This window comes from Streptomyces sp. NPDC017936 (genome assembly GCF_044328485.1).
Lineage (GTDB): Bacteria > Actinomycetota > Actinomycetes > Streptomycetales > Streptomycetaceae > Streptomyces.
Genome location: NZ_JBIRHK010000015.1, coordinates 100,647 through 117,903, shown reverse-complemented (window position 1 = coordinate 117,903; position 17,257 = coordinate 100,647). Strand labels below are relative to the sequence as shown.

Annotated in this window: 13 protein-coding genes; 7 read left to right on the top strand and 6 right to left on the bottom strand. The window is 73.4% G+C overall.

Features of this window, described 5'->3' with window-relative positions; translation table 11 throughout:
• Positions 1-95 precede the first annotated feature (95 nt).
• Positions 96-1,280: a globin domain-containing protein gene (locus ACH4F6_RS28580; RefSeq protein WP_397963242.1), complete on the top strand. Its 1,185-nt coding sequence runs from the start codon at positions 96-98 to the stop codon at positions 1,278-1,280.
• A gap of 122 nt (positions 1,281-1,402) precedes the next feature.
• Here the strand turns inward: ACH4F6_RS28580 and ACH4F6_RS28575 are convergent, their stop codons facing one another.
• Positions 1,403-1,840, bottom strand: a complete 438-nt coding sequence (locus ACH4F6_RS28575) for an RrF2 family transcriptional regulator (protein ID WP_397963241.1) — start codon at positions 1,838-1,840, stop codon at positions 1,403-1,405.
• Between the two features lie 265 nt (positions 1,841-2,105).
• Here ACH4F6_RS28575 and ACH4F6_RS28570 point away from each other — a divergent pair, with 265 nt between their 5' ends.
• From ACH4F6_RS28570 to ACH4F6_RS28560, 3 genes are all read left to right on the top strand, one after another.
• The gene (locus ACH4F6_RS28570; protein ID WP_397963240.1) at positions 2,106-2,768 is read left to right on the top strand and encodes a DUF3105 domain-containing protein; all 663 of its coding nucleotides are present in this window, start codon (positions 2,106-2,108) and stop codon (positions 2,766-2,768) included.
• A complete protein-coding gene (locus ACH4F6_RS28565; protein WP_397963239.1) occupies positions 2,765-3,379 on the top strand; it encodes a DUF305 domain-containing protein in 615 nt (204 codons plus the stop codon). The genes ACH4F6_RS28570 and ACH4F6_RS28565 overlap by 4 nt, the downstream gene beginning before the upstream one ends.
• A 74-nt stretch (positions 3,380-3,453) precedes the next feature.
• Positions 3,454-5,499 (top strand): NAD(+) synthase, encoded by a 2,046-nt coding sequence (locus ACH4F6_RS28560; protein WP_397963238.1) that lies wholly within the window; start codon positions 3,454-3,456, stop codon positions 5,497-5,499.
• A gap of 450 nt (positions 5,500-5,949) precedes the next feature.
• Here ACH4F6_RS28560 and ACH4F6_RS28555 read toward each other — a convergent pair whose 3' ends face one another.
• The 4 genes from ACH4F6_RS28555 to ACH4F6_RS28540 form a co-directional block, all read right to left on the bottom strand.
• Positions 5,950-7,176, bottom strand: coding sequence for an MFS transporter (locus ACH4F6_RS28555; protein WP_397963237.1), 1,227 nt, complete (start codon positions 7,174-7,176; stop codon positions 5,950-5,952).
• Between the two features lie 97 nt (positions 7,177-7,273).
• Positions 7,274-8,332: an endonuclease/exonuclease/phosphatase family protein gene (locus ACH4F6_RS28550; RefSeq protein WP_397963236.1), complete on the bottom strand. Its 1,059-nt coding sequence runs from the start codon at positions 8,330-8,332 to the stop codon at positions 7,274-7,276.
• A 177-nt stretch (positions 8,333-8,509) separates the two neighbouring features.
• Positions 8,510-9,145, bottom strand: coding sequence for a TetR/AcrR family transcriptional regulator (locus ACH4F6_RS28545; protein ID WP_397963235.1), 636 nt, complete (start codon positions 9,143-9,145; stop codon positions 8,510-8,512).
• Positions 9,146-9,208: 63 nt separating this feature from the next.
• Positions 9,209-10,798, bottom strand: a complete 1,590-nt coding sequence (locus tag ACH4F6_RS28540; RefSeq protein ID WP_397963234.1) for an MFS transporter — start codon at positions 10,796-10,798, stop codon at positions 9,209-9,211.
• 239 nt (positions 10,799-11,037) lie between these two features.
• On the opposite strand from ACH4F6_RS28540, the gene panB reads away from it, so the two are divergent.
• From panB to ACH4F6_RS28525, 3 genes are all read left to right on the top strand, one after another.
• The gene (gene panB / locus ACH4F6_RS28535) at positions 11,038-11,904 is read left to right on the top strand and encodes a 3-methyl-2-oxobutanoate hydroxymethyltransferase (RefSeq protein ID WP_397963233.1); all 867 of its coding nucleotides are present in this window, start codon (positions 11,038-11,040) and stop codon (positions 11,902-11,904) included.
• Positions 11,905-12,082: 178 nt separating this feature from the next.
• Positions 12,083-13,108, top strand: coding sequence for an ATP-binding cassette domain-containing protein (locus ACH4F6_RS28530; protein WP_397963232.1), 1,026 nt, complete (start codon positions 12,083-12,085; stop codon positions 13,106-13,108).
• Entirely contained in the window at positions 13,105-13,920 is an 816-nt protein-coding gene (locus ACH4F6_RS28525) for an ABC transporter permease (RefSeq protein ID WP_397963231.1), read from the top strand. Before ACH4F6_RS28530 ends, ACH4F6_RS28525 begins: the two co-directional genes overlap by 4 nt.
• A gap of 22 nt (positions 13,921-13,942) precedes the next feature.
• On the opposite strand, the gene ACH4F6_RS28520 is transcribed toward ACH4F6_RS28525, so the two are convergent.
• Complete coding sequence (locus tag ACH4F6_RS28520; RefSeq protein ID WP_397963230.1) at positions 13,943-17,254, bottom strand: BTAD domain-containing putative transcriptional regulator; 3,312 nt, start codon at positions 17,252-17,254, stop codon at positions 13,943-13,945.
• Between the last annotated feature and the right edge of the window lie 3 nt (positions 17,255-17,257).

The following is a 17,257-nucleotide window of genomic DNA, read 5'->3' as shown; positions in this document are numbered from 1 at the left end:
CCTCCCCCATTAATTTGCATCTCAGATGCAACTTTTACTAGCGTGCCGACCGCCGGACGCCGCCCACGGCCCGGCACGCGCCCCGAGGAGGCCCCATGCTGTCCGAGCAGTCCGCGGCGACCGTCCGCGCCACGCTCCCCGTCGTCGGAGCGGCCATCGGCGAGATCACCGAGCGCTTCTACTCCGGCCTGTTCGCCGCCCACCCCGACCTGCTGCGCGACCTGTTCAACCGCGGCAACCAGGCCGCCGGCACCCAGCGCCAGGCCCTGGCCGGCTCGATCGCCGCCTTCGCCACGCACCTGGTCGAGCGCCCGGACGTCCGCCCGGACGCGATGCTCGCCCGCATCGCCCACAAACACGCCTCGCTCGGCGTGGCCCCCGAGCAGTACGAGGTCGTCCACCAGCACCTGTTCGCCGCCATCGCCGGCGTCCTCGGCGAGGCGGTCACCCCCGAGGTCGCGGCGGCCTGGGACGAGGTCTACTGGCTGATGGCGAACGCGCTGATCGCGATCGAGAAGCGGCTGTACGAGGAGCGGGAGGGTCACGCCTGGCGGCCCTGGGAGGTCGTGGAGCGCGTCGTGGAGACGCCCGACGTCGTCACGTTCCGCCTCCGTCCCGCCGACGGCGGCCCGGTCCGCGACTTCCTCCCCGGCCAGTACGTCTCCGTCCGCACCGAACTGCCCGACGGCGCCCGCCAGATCCGCCAGTACAGCCTGTCCGGCGCGCCGGGCACGTCCGTCCGCCAGATCAGCGTGAAGCGCGTCCACGACGCCGCGGCCCCGGACGGCGAGGTCTCGAACCACCTCCACGCGCGCGTGCACGAGGGCGGCGTCCTGGAGCTCTCCGAGCCGTACGGCGACCTCGTCCTGTCCGGCGCCGAGGACACCCCGCTGCTGCTGGCCTCGGCCGGCATCGGCGTGACCCCGATGACCGCGATGCTGGCCCACCTCGCGGCCACGGACCACCGCGCCCCGGTCACCGTCGTCCACGCCGACCGTTCCCCCGCGGCCCACGCCCTGCGCGTGGACCACGAGGCGTACGCCGCGAAGCTCCCGGACGCCGCCGTCCACCTCTGGTACGAGCAGGACGCCCCGCAGGGCGCCCGCACCGGCCTCGCCGACCTCACGGACGTCGCCGTCCACCCCGGCACGCGCGCGTACCTGTGCGGTCCGCTCCCCTTCATGCGCGCGGTCCGCGAACAGCTCCTCGCCAAGGGCGTGCGCGCGGCCGACATCCACTACGAGGTGTTCGGCCCGGACCTCTGGCTGGCGGCCGGCTGACGCCGTCGTCCACGGGAGCGCGGGGGCTTCGCCGGCGCCGGCCGGAGGCGGCCCCCGCACCGGGGCCGCCTCCGGCCGGCCGCACGGGAGCCGCCGCAGCGGTTCCGGCGCGGCCCCCGCCGTCAGACGATCCTGGGGATCCCCAGCAGCAACGGTCCCGTCGGCTCCGCCACCACGTCCGACACGGTGAGCGGGTCGAGCGACGCGTAGAAGGCCTCCTGGGCCCGGCGCAGGGCGCCCCGCAGGCGGCAGGCGGAGCTCAGGGGGCAGGGGGCCGCGCCGCCCTCGCAGTCGACCACGTCGCCGTCGCCCTCGAAGGCACGGACGACGGCGCCCACGGACGCCGTACGGCCCTTCTCGGTCAGGGCGAGGCCGCCGCCCCGGCCGCGGCGGGCGGCCAGCAGGCCCATGCGCTGGAGCTCGGCCACGATCTTGGCCGCGTGGGTGTAGGGGACCGCCATCGCGGCGGCCACGTCACGCGTCGTGGGCGTGGTCCCGTCCGCCACCGCGAGCCGCATCAGCACGCGCAGCGCCAGGTCGGTGGATCGCAAGAGCCGCATGGAGGGAAGGGTAGATAATAGGCATCCGGCGTTCAAATTTCTCCGCGGCCGGTCCGTCGTCCCCCGCGGTCCGCACGTCGCGCCGCCCGCGTCCCCTTCGCCCGTCCCCCGGACCGCCCTTCGCGTCCCCTCCCTGTCGCTTCCCTGTCGGTTCCCCTCTTGGCTGTGACCTGCCTACGAGATCCCCCTGCGTCCCCCTTACGATCAGCGGACCCGAACGTCCCGCACGCCCCACCGTCCGCCCCCTTCCCGAAGGACAGGCCCCATGGGTTCCGCCAAGAACAGCACCAACGCGGCGCGCAAGGCGCGCATAGAGGAGATGCGGCGAGCCGAGCAGGCGCGTGAGCGGCGCAACCGTCTGCTCACCGTCACGGCGAGCGTCGTCGTGGTCGCCGGGCTGGTCGCCGGAACCGTCTTCCTGGTGCAGTCGCAGTCGGACGACGGCTCCTCCACCGACGCGAAGGCGACCTCGGGGAAGTTCGTCACCGGCGCGGACGGCGTGAAGACCTGGAAGGGCACGCTCGGCCGCACCCATGTCACCAAGACCGTGACGTACCCGGTCGAGCCCCCGGTCGGCGGCGACCACCACCAGGTGTGGATGAACTGCGACGGCGACGTCTACACCAAGGCGCTGGACAACATGAACGCCGTGCACTCGCTCGAGCACGGCGCGGTGTGGGTGACGTACACCGACAAGGCCCCGAAGGCCGACGTCGACGCGCTGGCGGCGAAGGTCGGGAAGACGCCGTACACGTTCATGAGCCCGGACGAGAAGCAGGCCGACCCGATCGTGCTCACCGCGTGGGGGCACCAGCGCACGGTGACCGGCGCGAGCGACCCGAACGTGGACAAGTTCTTCGAGAAGTTCGTGCAGGGCGAGCAGACGCCCGAGCCGGGCGCCGCGTGCACGGGCGGTCTGTCGCAGTGAGGTACGCGGGAGTCGCCGTGGCCGTGGCCGGGGTGCTGGTCGCGGCCGGGGCGATCGGCTGCTCCGTCGCCGGGGACGACGGCCCCGGGGTCCCGGCCGCCGGTTCGGCGGACGCCGGCTTCGCCCGGGACATGGCGGTGCACCACCAGCAGGCCGTCGAGATGTCGTACGTCGTGCGCGACCGCACCACCGACGTGGAGGTGCGGCGGCTCGCCTACGACATCGCGCAGACGCAGGCCAACCAGCGCGGCATGATGCTGGGCTGGCTGGACCTGTGGGGGCTGCCGAAGGTGTCCTCGCAGGAGCCGATGGCCTGGATGGGCATGAGCGGCATGGCCTCCGGCGAGGACGGCGCGCTGATGCCGGGCATGGCCACCGACGCCGAGATGAAGAAGCTCGGCACCCTCGACGGCGAGCAGGCGGAGGTCTTCTTCCTCCAGCTGATGACGGACCATCACCGGGGCGGCGTCCACATGGCCGAGGGCTGCGTCGCCAAGTGCACGGTCCGGGTGGAGAAACGGCTCGCGCAGGGCATGGTCGACGCGCAGCGGTCGGAGATCCAGCTGATGGCGGACATGCTCAAGTCCCGCGGGGCCGCGCCGCGTTCGTGAGGAGCGGCGGTCCCGGGGACGCGCGACACCCCGCGCCACCCCATCGTGTCGCTCTGACGATTACACTGACCCGCGTGCCTCCGTTGAACTTCTGGTCGATCTATCAGCACGGCTTCGCACGCGTCGCCGCGTGCACGGGCCACACCGTCATCGCGGACCCGCATGCCAACGCCGAAGCGGTCCTGCGCCACGCACGCCGGTGCGCGGAGGAAGGGGTCGCCGTCGCCGTCTTCCCGGAGATGGGACTGTGCGGCTACTCCATCGAGGACCTGCTGCTCCAGGACGCGCTGCTCGACCAGGTCGAGGGGGCGCTCCAGGAGGTGGTGGCGGGGTCCGCCGAGCTGCTGCCGGTCCTCGTCGTCGGCGCCCCGCTGCGCCACCGCAACCGGATCTACAACTGCGCGGTCGTCGTGCACCGCGGCCGGGTCCTCGGTGTCGTGCCCAAGTCGTACCCGCCGAACTACCGGGAGTTCTACGAGCGCCGGCAGATCGGCGACGGCGCCGACGAGCGCGGCGGGTCGATCCGGGTCGGCGGCGCGGCCGTGCCGTTCGGCGTGGACCTGCTGTTCGCGGCGGACGACGTCCCCGGCCTCGTGCTGCACGCGGAGATCTGCGAGGACATGTGGGTGCCGGTGCCGCCGAGCGCGGAGGCGGCCCTCGCCGGTGCGACCGTCCTGGTGAACCTCTCGGGCAGCCCGATCACGGTCGGGCGGGCCGAGGACCGCAGGCTGCTGTGCCGTTCGGCGTCCTCGCGCTGCCTCGCCGCGTACGTCTACGCGGCGGCCGGCCTGGGCGAGTCGACCACCGACCTGTCCTGGGACGGCCAGACGATGATCTACGAGAACGGCGTGCTGCTGGCCGAGACCGAGCGCTTCCCGCTCGGCGACGAGTACGCGATCGCCGACGTGGACCTCGACCTGCTGCGGCAGGAGCGGCAGCGGATGGGCACGTTCGACGACAACCGCCGCACGCACCGCGCGCGCACCGGCGATTTCCGGACGGTCGCCTTCGAGCTGGATCCGCCGGCGACCGACCTGGGGCTGCGCCGCCGCCTGGAGCGCTTCCCGTTCGTGCCGGCCGACCCCGACCGCCTCGCCCTGGACTGCTTCGAGGCGTACAACATCCAGGTCGAGGGCCTCCAGCAGCGCCTCGCGGCGATCGGCGGCCCCAAGGTGGTCATCGGGGTGTCCGGCGGCCTGGACTCGACGCACGCGCTGATCGTCGCCGCCCGCGCGATGGACCGCGCGGGCCGCCCGCGCAGCGACATCCTGGCCTGGACCCTGCCCGGCTTCGCCACCAGCGACCACACCAAGGACAACGCCCACAAGCTGATGAACTCGCTCGGCGTCACCGCGGCCGAGCTGGACATCACGCCGACGGCACGGCTGATGCTGAAGGAGATGGGCCACCCGTTCTCCTCCGGCGAGCCGGTGTACGACGTCACCTTCGAGAACGTGCAGGCCGGACTGCGCACCGACTACCTGTTCCGGCTCGCCAACCAGCGCGGCGGCATCGTGCTCGGCACCGGCGACCTGTCGGAGCTGGCGCTCGGCTGGTCCACGTACGGCGTGGGCGACCAGATGAGCCACTACAACGTCAACTCGGGCGTGCCGAAGACGCTGATCCAGCACCTGATCCGCTGGGTCATCAGCAGCGGGCAGTTCGACGAGGAGACCGGCCGGACGCTCGCCGCGATCCTCGACACCGAGATCAGCCCGGAGCTCGTGCCGGGCGAGGAGATGCAGTCCACCGAGTCGAAGATCGGCCCGTACGCGCTGCACGACTTCACGCTCTTCCACGTGCTGCGGTACGGCTTCCGGCCGTCGAAGATCGCCTTCCTGGCCTGGCACGCCTGGCACGACGCGGAGGCCGGGGCCTGGCCGCCGGGCTTCCCGGCGGCCAAGCGGGTGGCGTACGACCTGCCCGAGATCCGGCGGTGGCTGGAGGTGTTCTGCCGTCGCTTCTTCGCGTTCGCGCAGTTCAAGCGGTCGGCGATGCCCAACGGGCCGAAGGTGTCGGCCGGGGGTTCGCTCTCGCCGCGCGGTGACTGGCGGGCGCCGTCGGACAGCTCGGCGACGGCGTGGTTGCGGGAGCTGGCGCGGTTCGACGACGTCGAGTAGGGGGGCGTTCGCCCACCCGCCCGCCCGACTCGGCGGGCCGAGAGGTGCCCGCCCCCGGGGCTCCGCCCCGGACCCCGGGTGCGCTGCCCTGCCGGACGGGCGTCGGGCCGCCCCCGGCGGGGGATTCGACGCGCCGTACGGGACAGTGCTTCAGGCCGACCGCGCGTCCGTCGCGGCCGGTCGCGCAGTTCCCCGCGCCCCTGCGGGACCGGGCTTCCCCCCGATCCCGGCCGGCTGCCCCGACGGGGGCGCCAGGCCGACCCGGCACCGGCCTCGAAGCGCCGTGCGAGGCGCTCCCACTGACCGACCGCGCGTCCGTCGTGACCGGTCGCGCAGTTCCCCGCGCCCCTGCGGGACCGGGCTTCCCCCCGGTCCCGCGGAGGGCGGACGGGGGTTCGTCTCGGATTCCTGCCGGGCGGACGGGGGCGCCCCGGCAGGAATCCGGGGGTGTCAGTGGTGTGCGCCCGCCTCCGTCGTTTCCGGGACGTGCGTGGCGATGATTCGTTCGCGGCCGGTGGGGGCGGTGGTGGCTCGGTGGCGGTCCACGGCGTAGGCCGCGCCCGCCACCGCCAGGCCCAGCGCCGCGAGGGCCGCGCCCGCCAGTGCGGGGGACGTGACGCCGAAGCCGGCCGCGAGGGCGAGGCCGCCGATCCAGGCGCCGCCGGCGTTGGCGAGGTTGAAGGCGGCCTGGTTGGCGGAGGAGGCCAGGGAAGGGGCCGACGTCGCCTTCTCCATGACCATCAGGTTGAGCGGGTTGCCCGCGACGAAGGCGGCGACGCCGAGGAGGACGACCGCGAGGGCGCCGCTCCACTGGGCGCGCATCAGGACGGGGAAGAGCGCCAGGACGGCCGCGAGGGAGATCAGGCCCGCGAACAGGGTGCGGCGCATCGCGTGGTCGGCGAGGCGTCCGCCCAGCAGGTTGCCGATCGTCGCGCCCACGCCGAACAGGGCGAGCAGCAGCGTCACGCTGGAGCCGGCGTAACCGGCCGCGTCGGTCAGCATCGGCGTGATGTAGCTGTACGCGGAGAACAGCGCGCCGAAGCCCGCCACCGTCGTGCCCAGCGCCAGCCAGACCGGCAGCGACTTCAGGGCCCGCAGTTCGCCGCGCAGGCCCGAGGCCGGCGCTCCGGTCACCTCGCGCGGGATCAGCAGCATCAGCGAGGCGATCGCCGCCAGGCCGATCGCGCTCACGCCCAGGAACGTCACGCGCCAGCCCAGGTGCTGGCCCACGAGCGTGGCGACCGGGACGCCGGCGATGTTGGCGACCGTCAGGCCGAGGAACATCAGCGACACCGAGCGCGCCTTGCGCTCGGGCGCGACCAGGCCGGTGGCGACCACCGCGCCCACGCCGAAGAAGGCGCCGTGCGGAAGACCGCTGAGGAAGCGGGCGGCCAGGAGCGAGTCGTAACCGGGCGCGAGCGCCGACAGCGCGTTGCCGGCGACGAACAGCGCCATCAGCGACACCAGCAGCGCGCGGCGCCGCATCCGCGCCGTCACCGCCGCCAGCAGCGGGGCGCCGATGACGACGCCGAGGGCGTAGGCGGAGACCAGGTGCCCGGCGGTCGGGATCGATATGTGCAGGTCGTCCGCGACCTCGGGCAACAGGCCCATGATCACGAACTCGGTGGTGCCGATGCCGAAGGCACCCACGGCCAGGGCTAGCAGGGCCAGGGGCATGGGGAAGCCTGTGCCTTTCCGGGAGGGGTCGCGCTCATCATAGGAGCACTATGTTCAGTCACGGAACAAACTGTGCCCGACCCGGTATTCCACAGGGTTACGGCGAGGTGACCTTCACGCGGGCCGCGACCGGCAGGTGGTCGCTGCCGGTCTCCGGCAGGGTCCACGAGGTGACCGGTTCGACGCCCGTCACCATGATCTGGTCGATGCGCGCCATCGGGAACGACGCCGGCCAGCTGAAGCCCATGCCGCTGCCCGCCGCGCCCTGGGCCGAACGCATCTGGGAGGTGACGGCGTTGAGGGAGCGGTCGTTCATCGTGCCGTTGAGGTCGCCGAGCAGGATCTTGCGGCTCAGCGGGTCGGCGGCGATCGCCTCGCCCAGCGCGTCCGCGCTCTTGTCGCGCTGGCGGGCGGTGAACCCGGCCTGGAGCTTGACGCGGACGGAGGGCAGGTGGGCGACGTAGAAGGCGACCGGCCCCTCCGGGGTCGTGACGGTCGCCCGCATCGCGCGGACCCAGCCCAGCTTGATGTCGACGTCCGCCACGCCGCTCACCGGGTACTTGCTCCACAGCCCGACCGTGCCCCGCACCGAGTGGTACTTGTACGTCGGCGCCAGCGCCTTCTCGTACACCGGCACCGCCGAGGCGGTCAGCTCCTCCAGGGCCAGCACGTCCGCGCCGGACGCGGCCACGTCGCGGGCGGTGCCGGACGGATCGGCGTTGTCGGCGTTGACGTTGTGCGTGGCGACGGTGAGGTCGCCGCCGCTGCCGGTCTTGTCGGTGAGCAGACCGCCGAAGAGGTTCAGCCAGACCACGGCCGGGAGGATCACCGCGATCAGCGCGGTCGCCGACCTGCGCACCAGCGCGAGCACGAACAGCAGCGGGACGAGCAGGCCCAGCCACGGCAGGAACGTCTCCGTGAGGCTGCCGAGGTTGCCGAAGCGGTTCGGGATGCGCGAGTGCAGCACCAGCACCAGGGAGAGCGCCAGCGCGAGCGCGGCCGCCACGATGCCGCGGCGCCAGATGCGCGGATCGCCGCGCCAGCCCGCGGACAACCGCGCGGCCAGACGTCCGATCAGGCGTCGAAGCCGGGTGCGACGGCGCCCGGGCCCCGGGCCGCCGTTGTCCGTCTCCGTCATGTACGCCTGCTGCGCCATACCGTCGCCTCACTGCCTGCCGTGCACACCGTTCGTCCCCCGTGTGTACGACCCTAGGGGATGATCGGCTCGGATCCCGCCGTCCTGGGACGGCCGTACGGGCACGAGGACGAACGGGCCCGCGTCAGGGGTTCCGGGCCGCGGTCACGAGGACCGGTCTGTGACGAAACGCGCACATCAGCGTGGAACGTTCCCGGAACTGACGGGGCGTAGACCGCTGAGCAGCGCGTCGACCATCCTCTCCGCCAGGCCCTCGCCGAGGTCGGCGCCGGGCTGGAGGACGGTCCGCACGAGCATCGGGCCGACGACGATGTCGTACATCAGCTCGCGGTCGAGGTCGGCGCGCAGCTCGCCGTTCTCCTGGCCGCGGCGCAGGATCTCGAGGCCGATCCGGCGGCGGGGGGCGACGACCGTGTTCTGGTAGGCCGTCCAGATCCTGGGGCTGCTCTTCATCTGCGCGCGGACGTTGTGCAGGATCGCCGAGGAGCGGGTGGCCAGTCCGCGCCGGCGCAGCGTCTCCAGGAGCACGATCAGGTCGTCGCGCACGGAGGTGCCGGGGAGTTCGGGGTCCTCCGGTTCGGCGGCCCGCAGGACGTCGACGAAGAGTTCCTCCTTGCCGCTCCAGCGGCGGTAGATGGTGGCCTTGCCGACGCCGGCGGTCCGGGCGATCCGCTCGATGGACACCTCACCGAGCGGGACCCCGTCCTCCAGCAGCTTCATCGCGCCCTCGATGATGGCTCGTTCCACGGCCTCACTGCGGGGTCGCCCTCGCGCGGGCTGCTCCACGCCCGTGCCGCCGTCCGTGAGGCTCATGTCCGTCCGTCCCTTCGTCGCGCTGGGGCGATTGTCGCTCAGCCGCACGCCCCAAAGCGGTGTTCACGACCCGGCTTCGGCCAATTCCTCCGCCGGGGCCGGCCGGGGCTCCTTCGTCCTGCCGGGCAGGAAGACGCCCACGACGACGGCGCCGACGACCGCCACCCCCGCTCCCCACAGGGCGGTGACGTGCATCGCGTGCAGGAACGCCGCGTCGGCCGGCTCGACCAGCGCGCCGCCCCGGGCCCCGAGCTTCGCCGCGACGCCCAGGGTCGCCTCGATGGACTCCCCCGCCGTCTCGCGCAGCCCGGCCGGCAGCGCACCGAGGTCGTCCTCGATGCCGCCCCGGTACGACGTCGACAGCACGGAGCCGAGGACGGCGATGCCGAGCGCGCCGCCGACCTGACGGAAGGTGTTGCTGAGGGCGGAGGCGGAGCCGGCCTTCTCGCGGGGCAGGGCCTGCATGATCACGACGCTGGTCGGGGTCATGATGTGCGCCATGCCGGCGCCCATGCAGAAGAAGACGGCCTCCAGGAGCCAGATCGGCGTGTTCTCGTCCAGCGTGGCGAACGCCACCAGGGTCGCCGCGATGACCAGCATGGCGGTCGTCGTCGTGGCCTTGATGCCGAAGCGGTCGACGACGAGCCGGGCCCGCGGCGCGAAGGCCATCTGGGCGGCGGCCAGCGGCAGCATCAGCAGACCGGTCTGCAGCGGCGTGTAGCCGCGCACGCTCTGGGTGTAGAAGACCGAGAAGAAGGTGACGCCCATCAACGCGAAGAAGACCAGCGCGATGACGGCGATCGCGGCCGAGAACACCTTGTTCTTGAAGTGGGTGACGTCGATGGACGGGTGGTCGCTGCGCTTCTCGAGGACCACGAACGCGGCGAGGACGACCAGGCCCGCGCAGATCGTCGACAGCACGGCCGGATCGGTGAAGTCGGCGAGTTCGCCGCCCTTGATGATGCCGTAGACGAGCAGGACCAGGCCGACGACCGACAGGACGACGCCGGCGGGGTCGATCCGGCCGGGGTTCGGGTCGCGGGAGTCGGGCACCAGCCACAGCATCAGCGCGACGGCGAGGAGCACGATCGGCACGTTGACGAGGAAGACCGAGCCCCACCAGAAGTGGTCGAGGAGGAGACCGCCGGTGATGGGGCCGATGGCGATGGCGAGCCCGACGCCGCCGGCCCAGATGCCGATCGCCTTGGGCTGCTCCTCGCGTTCGAAGACGTTCATGAGGACGGCCAGGGTCGCGGGCATCACGAACGCGGCGCCGAGGGCCATCAGCGCGCGGAAGGCGATGAGCTGGGCGGGCGAGCCGGACTCGGCGGCGAGCGCGGAGCCGACGCCGAACACGGCGAGGCCGCCGAGCAGGACCTTCTTGCGGCCGAAGCGGTCGCCGAGCAGACCGGCGGAGAACAGCAGGCCGGCGAAGACCAGCGTGTAGGAGTTGATCGCCCACTCCAGCTCGCTCTGGGTGGCGCCCAGGCCGGTGGGGGCGGGGGTGGAGATGGTCTTGATCGCGACGTTCAGGATCGAGTTGTCGAGGACGACGATCAGCAGGCTCAGCATCAGCACGCCGAGGATCGCCCAGCGGCGCCGGTGCACCGTTTCCGGTATGCGGGGCGTCGGCGGGACGGTGGGAGTGGTCATGCCTCCGAGCCTAGGAGAATTCCGATACGAGACCGTCTCGTATCGGAATTCTTTCGCTTCTCTTTCGGGTTCCTTTACCCCTGCCTTGCCGGAGCCCGGCACCGTCGCCTCCCGGGGTCCGGCGGTGAGGTCTTGGCCACACGGGGGGCGCTCTGGCCCTCCTTGGCACGAGGTGCCACCATGGAGGCGGTCCGGGGACGCCGTGAGGGCGCCTCGAGATGACGTAAGGAGCCGTTGCCATGACGCAGCTTTCGGCTGCCCAGACGAAACCCTCCGACGGCAGCAAGGCGCTGTACGGGGGGAAGGGCACCCGCCGTGTCACCGTCCGCGACATCGCGCTCGCCAAGGAGCGCGGCGAGAAGTGGCCCATGCTCACCGCGTACGACGCGATGACCGCGTCCGTCTTCGACGAGGCCGGCATCCCGGTCCTCCTCGTCGGCGACTCGGCGGGCAACTGCCACCTCGGGTACGAGACGACCGTGCCCGTCACCCTCGACGAGATGACCATGCTGTCGGCGGCGGTCGTCCGGGGCACCCGGCGCGCCCTGATCGTCGCCGACCTGCCCTTCGGCTCGTACCAGGAGGGCCCCGTCCAGGCGCTGCGCAGCGCGACCCGGCTGGTCAAGGAGGCCGGGGCCGGCGCCGTGAAGCTGGAGGGCGGCGAGCGCTCGCACCGGCAGATCGAGCTGCTGGTGGAGTCCGGCATCCCGGTGATGGCGCACATCGGCCTGACCCCGCAGTCGGTCAACGCCATGGGGTACCGGGTGCAGGGGCGCGGCGAGGAGGCGGCGGCGCAGCTGCTGCGCGACGCCAAGGCGGTCCAGGACGCGGGGGCGTTCGCGGTCGTGCTGGAGCTGGTGCCGGCGGAGCTGGCGGCCGAGGTGACGCGCGTGCTGCACATCCCGACGGTCGGGATCGGGGCCGGCCCGCAGACGGACGCGCAGGTGCTGGTGTGGACGGACATGCTGGGACTCACCGGCGGCCGCGTCCCGAAGTTCGTGAAGCAGTACGCCGACCTGCGTGAGGTCATGACCGGCGCGGCGAAGGCGTTCGCCGAGGACGTCGTCGACGGAACGTTCCCCCAGGACCAGCACTCGGTCCACTGAGCCAACCCCGCACAGGGCAGCCCGCCGATCTTCCCCCGTCGGCGGGCTGCCTTCTTTCGTCCCCGGACCTCCTGCGGCCGCCCCCTGTCGGCGGTCCGCGGCTCCCTGTCGGTGACCTGCAGGCCCCTGTCGGTGGCCTGTAGGCCGTTTGTCGGTGGGCGCTGACAACGTCGTCCCCATGACGCGAATCGACAAGAACCCCGACGGCGCCGGAAGTGCCGTCACCGTACGGGGACTCGTCAAGCACTACGGCGAGACCAAGGCACTGGACGGAGTCGACCTGGACGTGCGGGAGGGCACCGTGATGGGTGTCCTCGGACCGAACGGCGCCGGGAAGACCACCCTCGTGCGGATCCTGTCCACCCTCCTCACCCCCGACGCCGGCCGGGCGACCGTCGCCGGGTACGACGTCGTGCACCAGCCCCGGCAGCTGCGCCGGGTGATCGGGCTCACCGGCCAGTACGCCTCCGTGGACGAGAAGCTCCCCGGCTGGGAGAACCTCTACATGATCGGCCGGCTGCTCGACCTGTCGCGCAGGGACGCCCGCGCCCGGGCCGACGAGCTGCTGGAGCGCTTCTCGCTCACCGAGGCGGCGAAGCGCCCCGCGAGCACCTACTCCGGCGGCATGCGGCGGCGCCTGGACCTCGCCGCCTCGATGATCGGCCGGCCGGCCGTGCTCTATCTCGACGAGCCCACCACCGGCCTGGACCCGCGCACCCGCAACGAGGTGTGGGACGAGGTCGAGCGGATGGTCGGCGACGGCGTCACCGTCCTGCTCACCACCCAGTACATGGAGGAGGCCGAGCAGCTCGCCTCCGAGCTGACCGTGGTCGACCGCGGCAAGGTCATCGCGAACGGCGCCGTCGAGGAGCTGAAGGCGAAGGTCGGCGGCCGGACGCTGCGGGTGCGCCCGGCCGACCCCGCACAGCTGCGGCCGCTCGCCGGCTGGATCGACGAGCTGGGCGTCACCGGGCTCGCCACCACCACCGTCGACCCGGAGCGCGGCTGCGTCCTGGTGCCGATCCTCAGCGACGAGCAGCTGACCGCCGTGGTCGGCGCCGTCACCGCGCGCGGCATCACGCTCTCCTCCGTCACCACCGAACTGCCCAGCCTGGACGAGGTGTTCCTGTCCCTCACCGGCCACCGCGCCAGTGCCCCGCAGGACGCCACGCCCGCCGACACCCGCGAGGAGGTCGCCGTATGAGCACCGCGACTGCCACGGCCCCCGCCGCCGACGCCCGCATCCCGCTGCGCGGCCACCTGCGCCACACCGGCGCCCTCGTCCGCCGCAACCTGCTGTGGATCCGGCAGGACCCGGAGTCGATGGCCGACGCGGTGCTGATGCCGGTCGTCTTCACCCTGCTGTTCGTGTACGTCTTCGGCGGCTCGATCGGGCAGGCCCTGGGCGGCGGGCAGGACGGCTACGTGCAGTACGTCATCCCCGGCATGATCGCGATGATGAGCATGACGCTGTCCCAGGGCGTCGGCACCGGCTTCAGCCAGGACTTCAACTCCGGCGTCATGGACCGCTTCCGGTCGCTGCCGATCGGCCGGGGTTCGGTGCTGTTCGCGAAGATCTCCGTCGAGCTGCTGCGGATGCTGTTCGCGACGACCCTGCTGATGGTCGTCTCCGTGCTGGTCGGTTTCGACATCGACAGCTGGCCCGGCCTGTTCGCGGCCGTGGGCCTGTCCACGGTGTTCGCCTCGTCGATCATGTGGGTGTTCCTCACCCTGGGCGTGATCATGAAGAGCGCGCAGTCCGTGCAGGCGATGGGCTTCCTGGTGCTGTTCCCGCTCCAGTTCGGCTCGTCGATCTTCGCTCCGACCGCGTCGATGCCGGGCTGGCTGCAGGCGTTCACCGACTACAACCCGCTGTCCACGCTCGCCGACGCGGCCCGCGGACTGATGGTGGGCGGCCCGGTCGCCCACGACCTGTGGGTGACCCTGGGCTGGTCGGTGGCGATCACGGCGGTGATGGCGCCGGTCGCGATCCACAAGTTCCGCACGAAGAGCTGACGGCGGCCGTGCCGCGCGGCGCTCACACCAGGGCGGTGGCCTCCTCGTAGGAGAGGCCGCCGCCCTCGGCGTACGCGGTCTCGTAGGCCTCGTCGCCGAGCGCGGACCGGGCCCGGGTCTCGGCCAGCTCCCGACACTCGCGCTCCATGCGCGGGGCCACGTGCCCGGGCGGGAGCAGGCCGTCGGCGGTGCCGAGACAGCGGGCGGCGGCCGTGGCGCCGCCGTCGTCGTCGCCGGTGAGGGCGATGGCGGCGATGTTCAGGAAGTAGGAGCGCAACGGCGGGGCGATGGCCAGGGACAGCGGGTCGCCGGCCCGCTGGAGTGCCTCCCGGATGAGGGGCCGGGCCGCCTCGTGGTGGCCGTCGATCGCCTCCAGCCAGGCCTCGGCGCCCAGGATGAAGGCGTCGAAGACGAGGAAGCGCGTGCGGCCCATCTCCTGACGCAGCCGGCGCAGTTGTTCGCGGGCCTCCGCGCGCCGGCCGGTCGTGCCGAGCCAGCCGGCGAGGAAGATCCGGGCGGCGGGCATGGCCTCGTCGAACGTGCCGTCCGTCCGCTCCACCACCTCGCGCAGGAGGCGCTCGCCGCGCTCCTCGTCGCCGGCCTCCAGCAGCGCGCTGCCCAGCCGGGCCCCGAGCACCGTCAGCTGGGCGCGGGCGCCGAGCCGTTCGGCGTGCACGAGCGCCTCCTCGTAGTCGGCGGCGGCCGCGCGGTAGGAGCCCATCCGCTCGTGCGCCTCGGCGCGGGCGGAGAGGGCCTCGGCGGTGCCCCACGCGTCACCGAGGCGGCGGAAGATCTCCAGCGACTCGTCGGCGTCCCGGGCCGCGTCGCCGGCCAGGTCGGCGCGGTTCGCCAGGAGGTTGGCGCGCAGGTGCAGACAGGTGCCGAGCTCCCAGTCGTAGCCGGGCGTCTCGCGGCAGGTGCGGATGTTGGCGTCGACGATGCGGTGGATGCGTTCCGTGTTCCCGCTGAGCATCACGGCGTAGAACCAGAGCAGGCCGGGGGCGCGGCAGGTCTGCGGCAGGCCGGGCTGGTAGGCGTCGGCGATCGCCCGCAGCTTGGCCTGGGCCGCCGGGCTCTCCCAGGCCTCCGGTTCGGTGTCCATGCAGGCGAGGTGGGCGAGGTGGACACCGCGCCGGGCCTCGGCGAGGACCTCGCCGCTCATCGGCGGCGGGGCGTCGGTGCAGGGCTTCCACACCGGGGCCGCGGGGCGGACCGGCTCGGCGAAGGGGTCGGGGCCCAGGGCCATGACCTCGCCGCACCAGGTGCGGGCCTCGATGCGCAGGTCGCGCATCTGCCAGTAGACGACGAGGGAGAGGACGAGGCACAGCGCCTCCTGCTCGTCGCGCGCGGCGACGGCCCGGCGCAGTGCGGTGCGCAGGTTCTCGTACTCCAGCTGGAGCAGGCCGATGGCGGCGCGCTGTCCGGGGCCGCGCAGCAACGGGTCGGTGGTGCGGGCGAGTTCGCGGTAGTACGTCAGGTGCGCGCGCTCGGCCGAGGGGCGCCCGCCGGACTCGTCGAGGCGTTCGCCCGCGTACTCGGCGACGGTCTCCAGGAGCCGGTAGCGCATCGCGCCGCCGGCGACGGGGGCGGCCACGACCAGCGACTTGTCCACGAGGGAGCCGAGCACGTCCAGGGCGGCCGGGCCGCACACGGCCTCGGCGGCGGCCAGGTCGCAGCCCCGGGCGAACACCGACAGCCGGCCGAGGACCTCGCGTTCGTCCTCGTCGAGCAGGTCCCAGGACCAGTCGACGACGGCCCGCAGGGTCTGCTGGCGGGGCAGGACGGTGCGGCTGCCGGAGGTGAGGAGCCGGAAGCGGTCGTCCAGGCGGTCCGCGATCTGCCGGGGGGACAGCATCCGCAGGCGCGCGGCGGCCAGCTCGATGGCGAGCGGCAGGCCGTCCAGACGGCGGCAGATCTCGGCGCAGGCCGCCGCGGTCTCCTCGTCGGCGTCGACCCGGAAACCGGGCCGGGCGGCCGCGCCCCGGTCGGCGAGCAGCCGCAGCGCGACCGGCTCCGGCAGCGGCTCCACGGGACGCAGCACCTCGCCGGCCACGCCGAGGGGTTCGCGGCTCGTGGCGAGGACCGTCAGCCCGGGGCAGTGGGCGAGCAGTTCCTCGGCGAGGCGGGCGGCGGCCTCGACGACGTGCTCGCAGTTGTCCAGGACGATCAGCATGCGGCGCCGGGCGCAGTGCTCGACGAGCCGTTCCACGGGGTCGTCGTGGCGTTCCCCGGCGGCCCGCATCTCCTCGGCGCCGGCGCCGTACAGCACGGTCTCGCGGGCCCCGACGGCGGTGAGGACGGCCTGCGGTACGGCGTCCGGGTCGGCGACCGGCGCCAGTTCGGCCAGCCACACGCCGTCGGGGAGGCCGTCCCGTACGGCCTCGGCGGCCTCCTGCGACAGCCGCGTCTTGCCGGCGCCCCCGGGCCCCAGCAGCGTGACGAGCCGTGCGGCGGCGAGGTCCTCCCGGATGGCCTCGATGTCGTCCTCGCGCCCGACGAAGGAGGTGAGGCGGGCGCGGAGGTTGCCGGGGCGCGGGGCGGGGACCGGGTCGGCGGGGGCCGGGGCGGCGGGGGCCGGGGCGGGCCCGGCCGGCGGCGGCTGCTCACCGGGGTCCAGCAACTCGCCGTGCAGTGCGCGCAGTTCGGGCCCCGGGTCCGAGCCCAGCCGGTCGGCCAGCAGCCGGCGCACGTCCTCGTAGGCGGTCAGCGCCTCGGCGGTGCGGCCGGCGTCGCGCAGGGCGCGCAGCCGCAGTGCCTGGAGCGGCTCGTCCAGGGGGTGCGCGTCGCACAGGGCGGTCAGCTCGGGCAGCGACTGCTCGCCGTGGCCGAGGGCGAGGGCGGCGGTGTGGCGGGCGCGGACGGCGTCGAGGCGGCGGGCCTCCCGGCGGGCGGCCTCCGAGGCGCGGTCGGGCAGGTCGGCGAGGGCCGGTTCCTGCCACAGGGCCAGGGCGTCGTCGAGGAGGACGGCCGCCTTCGCGGGGTCGCCGTCGGCGAGGGCGCGCAGGCCGTCACCGGTCAGCCGCTCGAACCGGTGCAGGTCGACCGCGTCGGGCGCGGCGGCGAGCCGGTAGCCGCCGTCGACGGAGGCCACCGCGGAAGCGCCGAGGACCCGGCGCAGCCGCCCGACCAGCGCCTGCAGCGCGCCCGGCGCGTCGGCGGGCGGGTCCCCGGCCCACACCTCCTCCACCAGCAGGCTCGCGGGCACCGGCCGCCCGGCTCGCAGGGCCAGTACGGTCAGCAGCGCGCGCAGCCGCGCCCCGCCGACGGAGAGGGGGGTGCCGTCCGGGCGGAGCGCCTGGGTGGTGCCGAGGATGCGGTAGCGCACGGGGTCCATTGT

Excerpts from the sequence above, each read along its gene's own strand:
- ACH4F6_RS28580 (WP_397963242.1), top strand. The coding sequence starts at position 96 with ATGCTGTCCGAGCAGTCCGCGGCGACCGTCCGCGCCACGCTCCCCGTC.
- ACH4F6_RS28575 (WP_397963241.1), bottom strand. The coding sequence starts at position 1,840 with ATGCGGCTCTTGCGATCCACCGACCTGGCGCTGCGCGTGCTGATGCGG.
- ACH4F6_RS28570 (WP_397963240.1), top strand. The coding sequence starts at position 2,106 with ATGGGTTCCGCCAAGAACAGCACCAACGCGGCGCGCAAGGCGCGCATA.
- ACH4F6_RS28555 (WP_397963237.1), bottom strand. The coding sequence starts at position 7,176 with ATGCCCCTGGCCCTGCTAGCCCTGGCCGTGGGTGCCTTCGGCATCGGC.
- ACH4F6_RS28550 (WP_397963236.1), bottom strand. The coding sequence starts at position 8,332 with ATGGCGCAGCAGGCGTACATGACGGAGACGGACAACGGCGGCCCGGGG.
- ACH4F6_RS28545 (WP_397963235.1), bottom strand. The coding sequence starts at position 9,145 with ATGAGCCTCACGGACGGCGGCACGGGCGTGGAGCAGCCCGCGCGAGGG.
- ACH4F6_RS28540 (WP_397963234.1), bottom strand. The coding sequence starts at position 10,798 with ATGACCACTCCCACCGTCCCGCCGACGCCCCGCATACCGGAAACGGTG.
- panB (WP_397963233.1), top strand. The coding sequence starts at position 11,038 with ATGACGCAGCTTTCGGCTGCCCAGACGAAACCCTCCGACGGCAGCAAG.
- ACH4F6_RS28530 (WP_397963232.1), top strand. The coding sequence starts at position 12,083 with ATGACGCGAATCGACAAGAACCCCGACGGCGCCGGAAGTGCCGTCACC.
- ACH4F6_RS28525 (WP_397963231.1), top strand. The coding sequence starts at position 13,105 with ATGAGCACCGCGACTGCCACGGCCCCCGCCGCCGACGCCCGCATCCCG.
- ACH4F6_RS28520 (WP_397963230.1), bottom strand. The coding sequence starts at position 17,254 with ATGGACCCCGTGCGCTACCGCATCCTCGGCACCACCCAGGCGCTCCGC.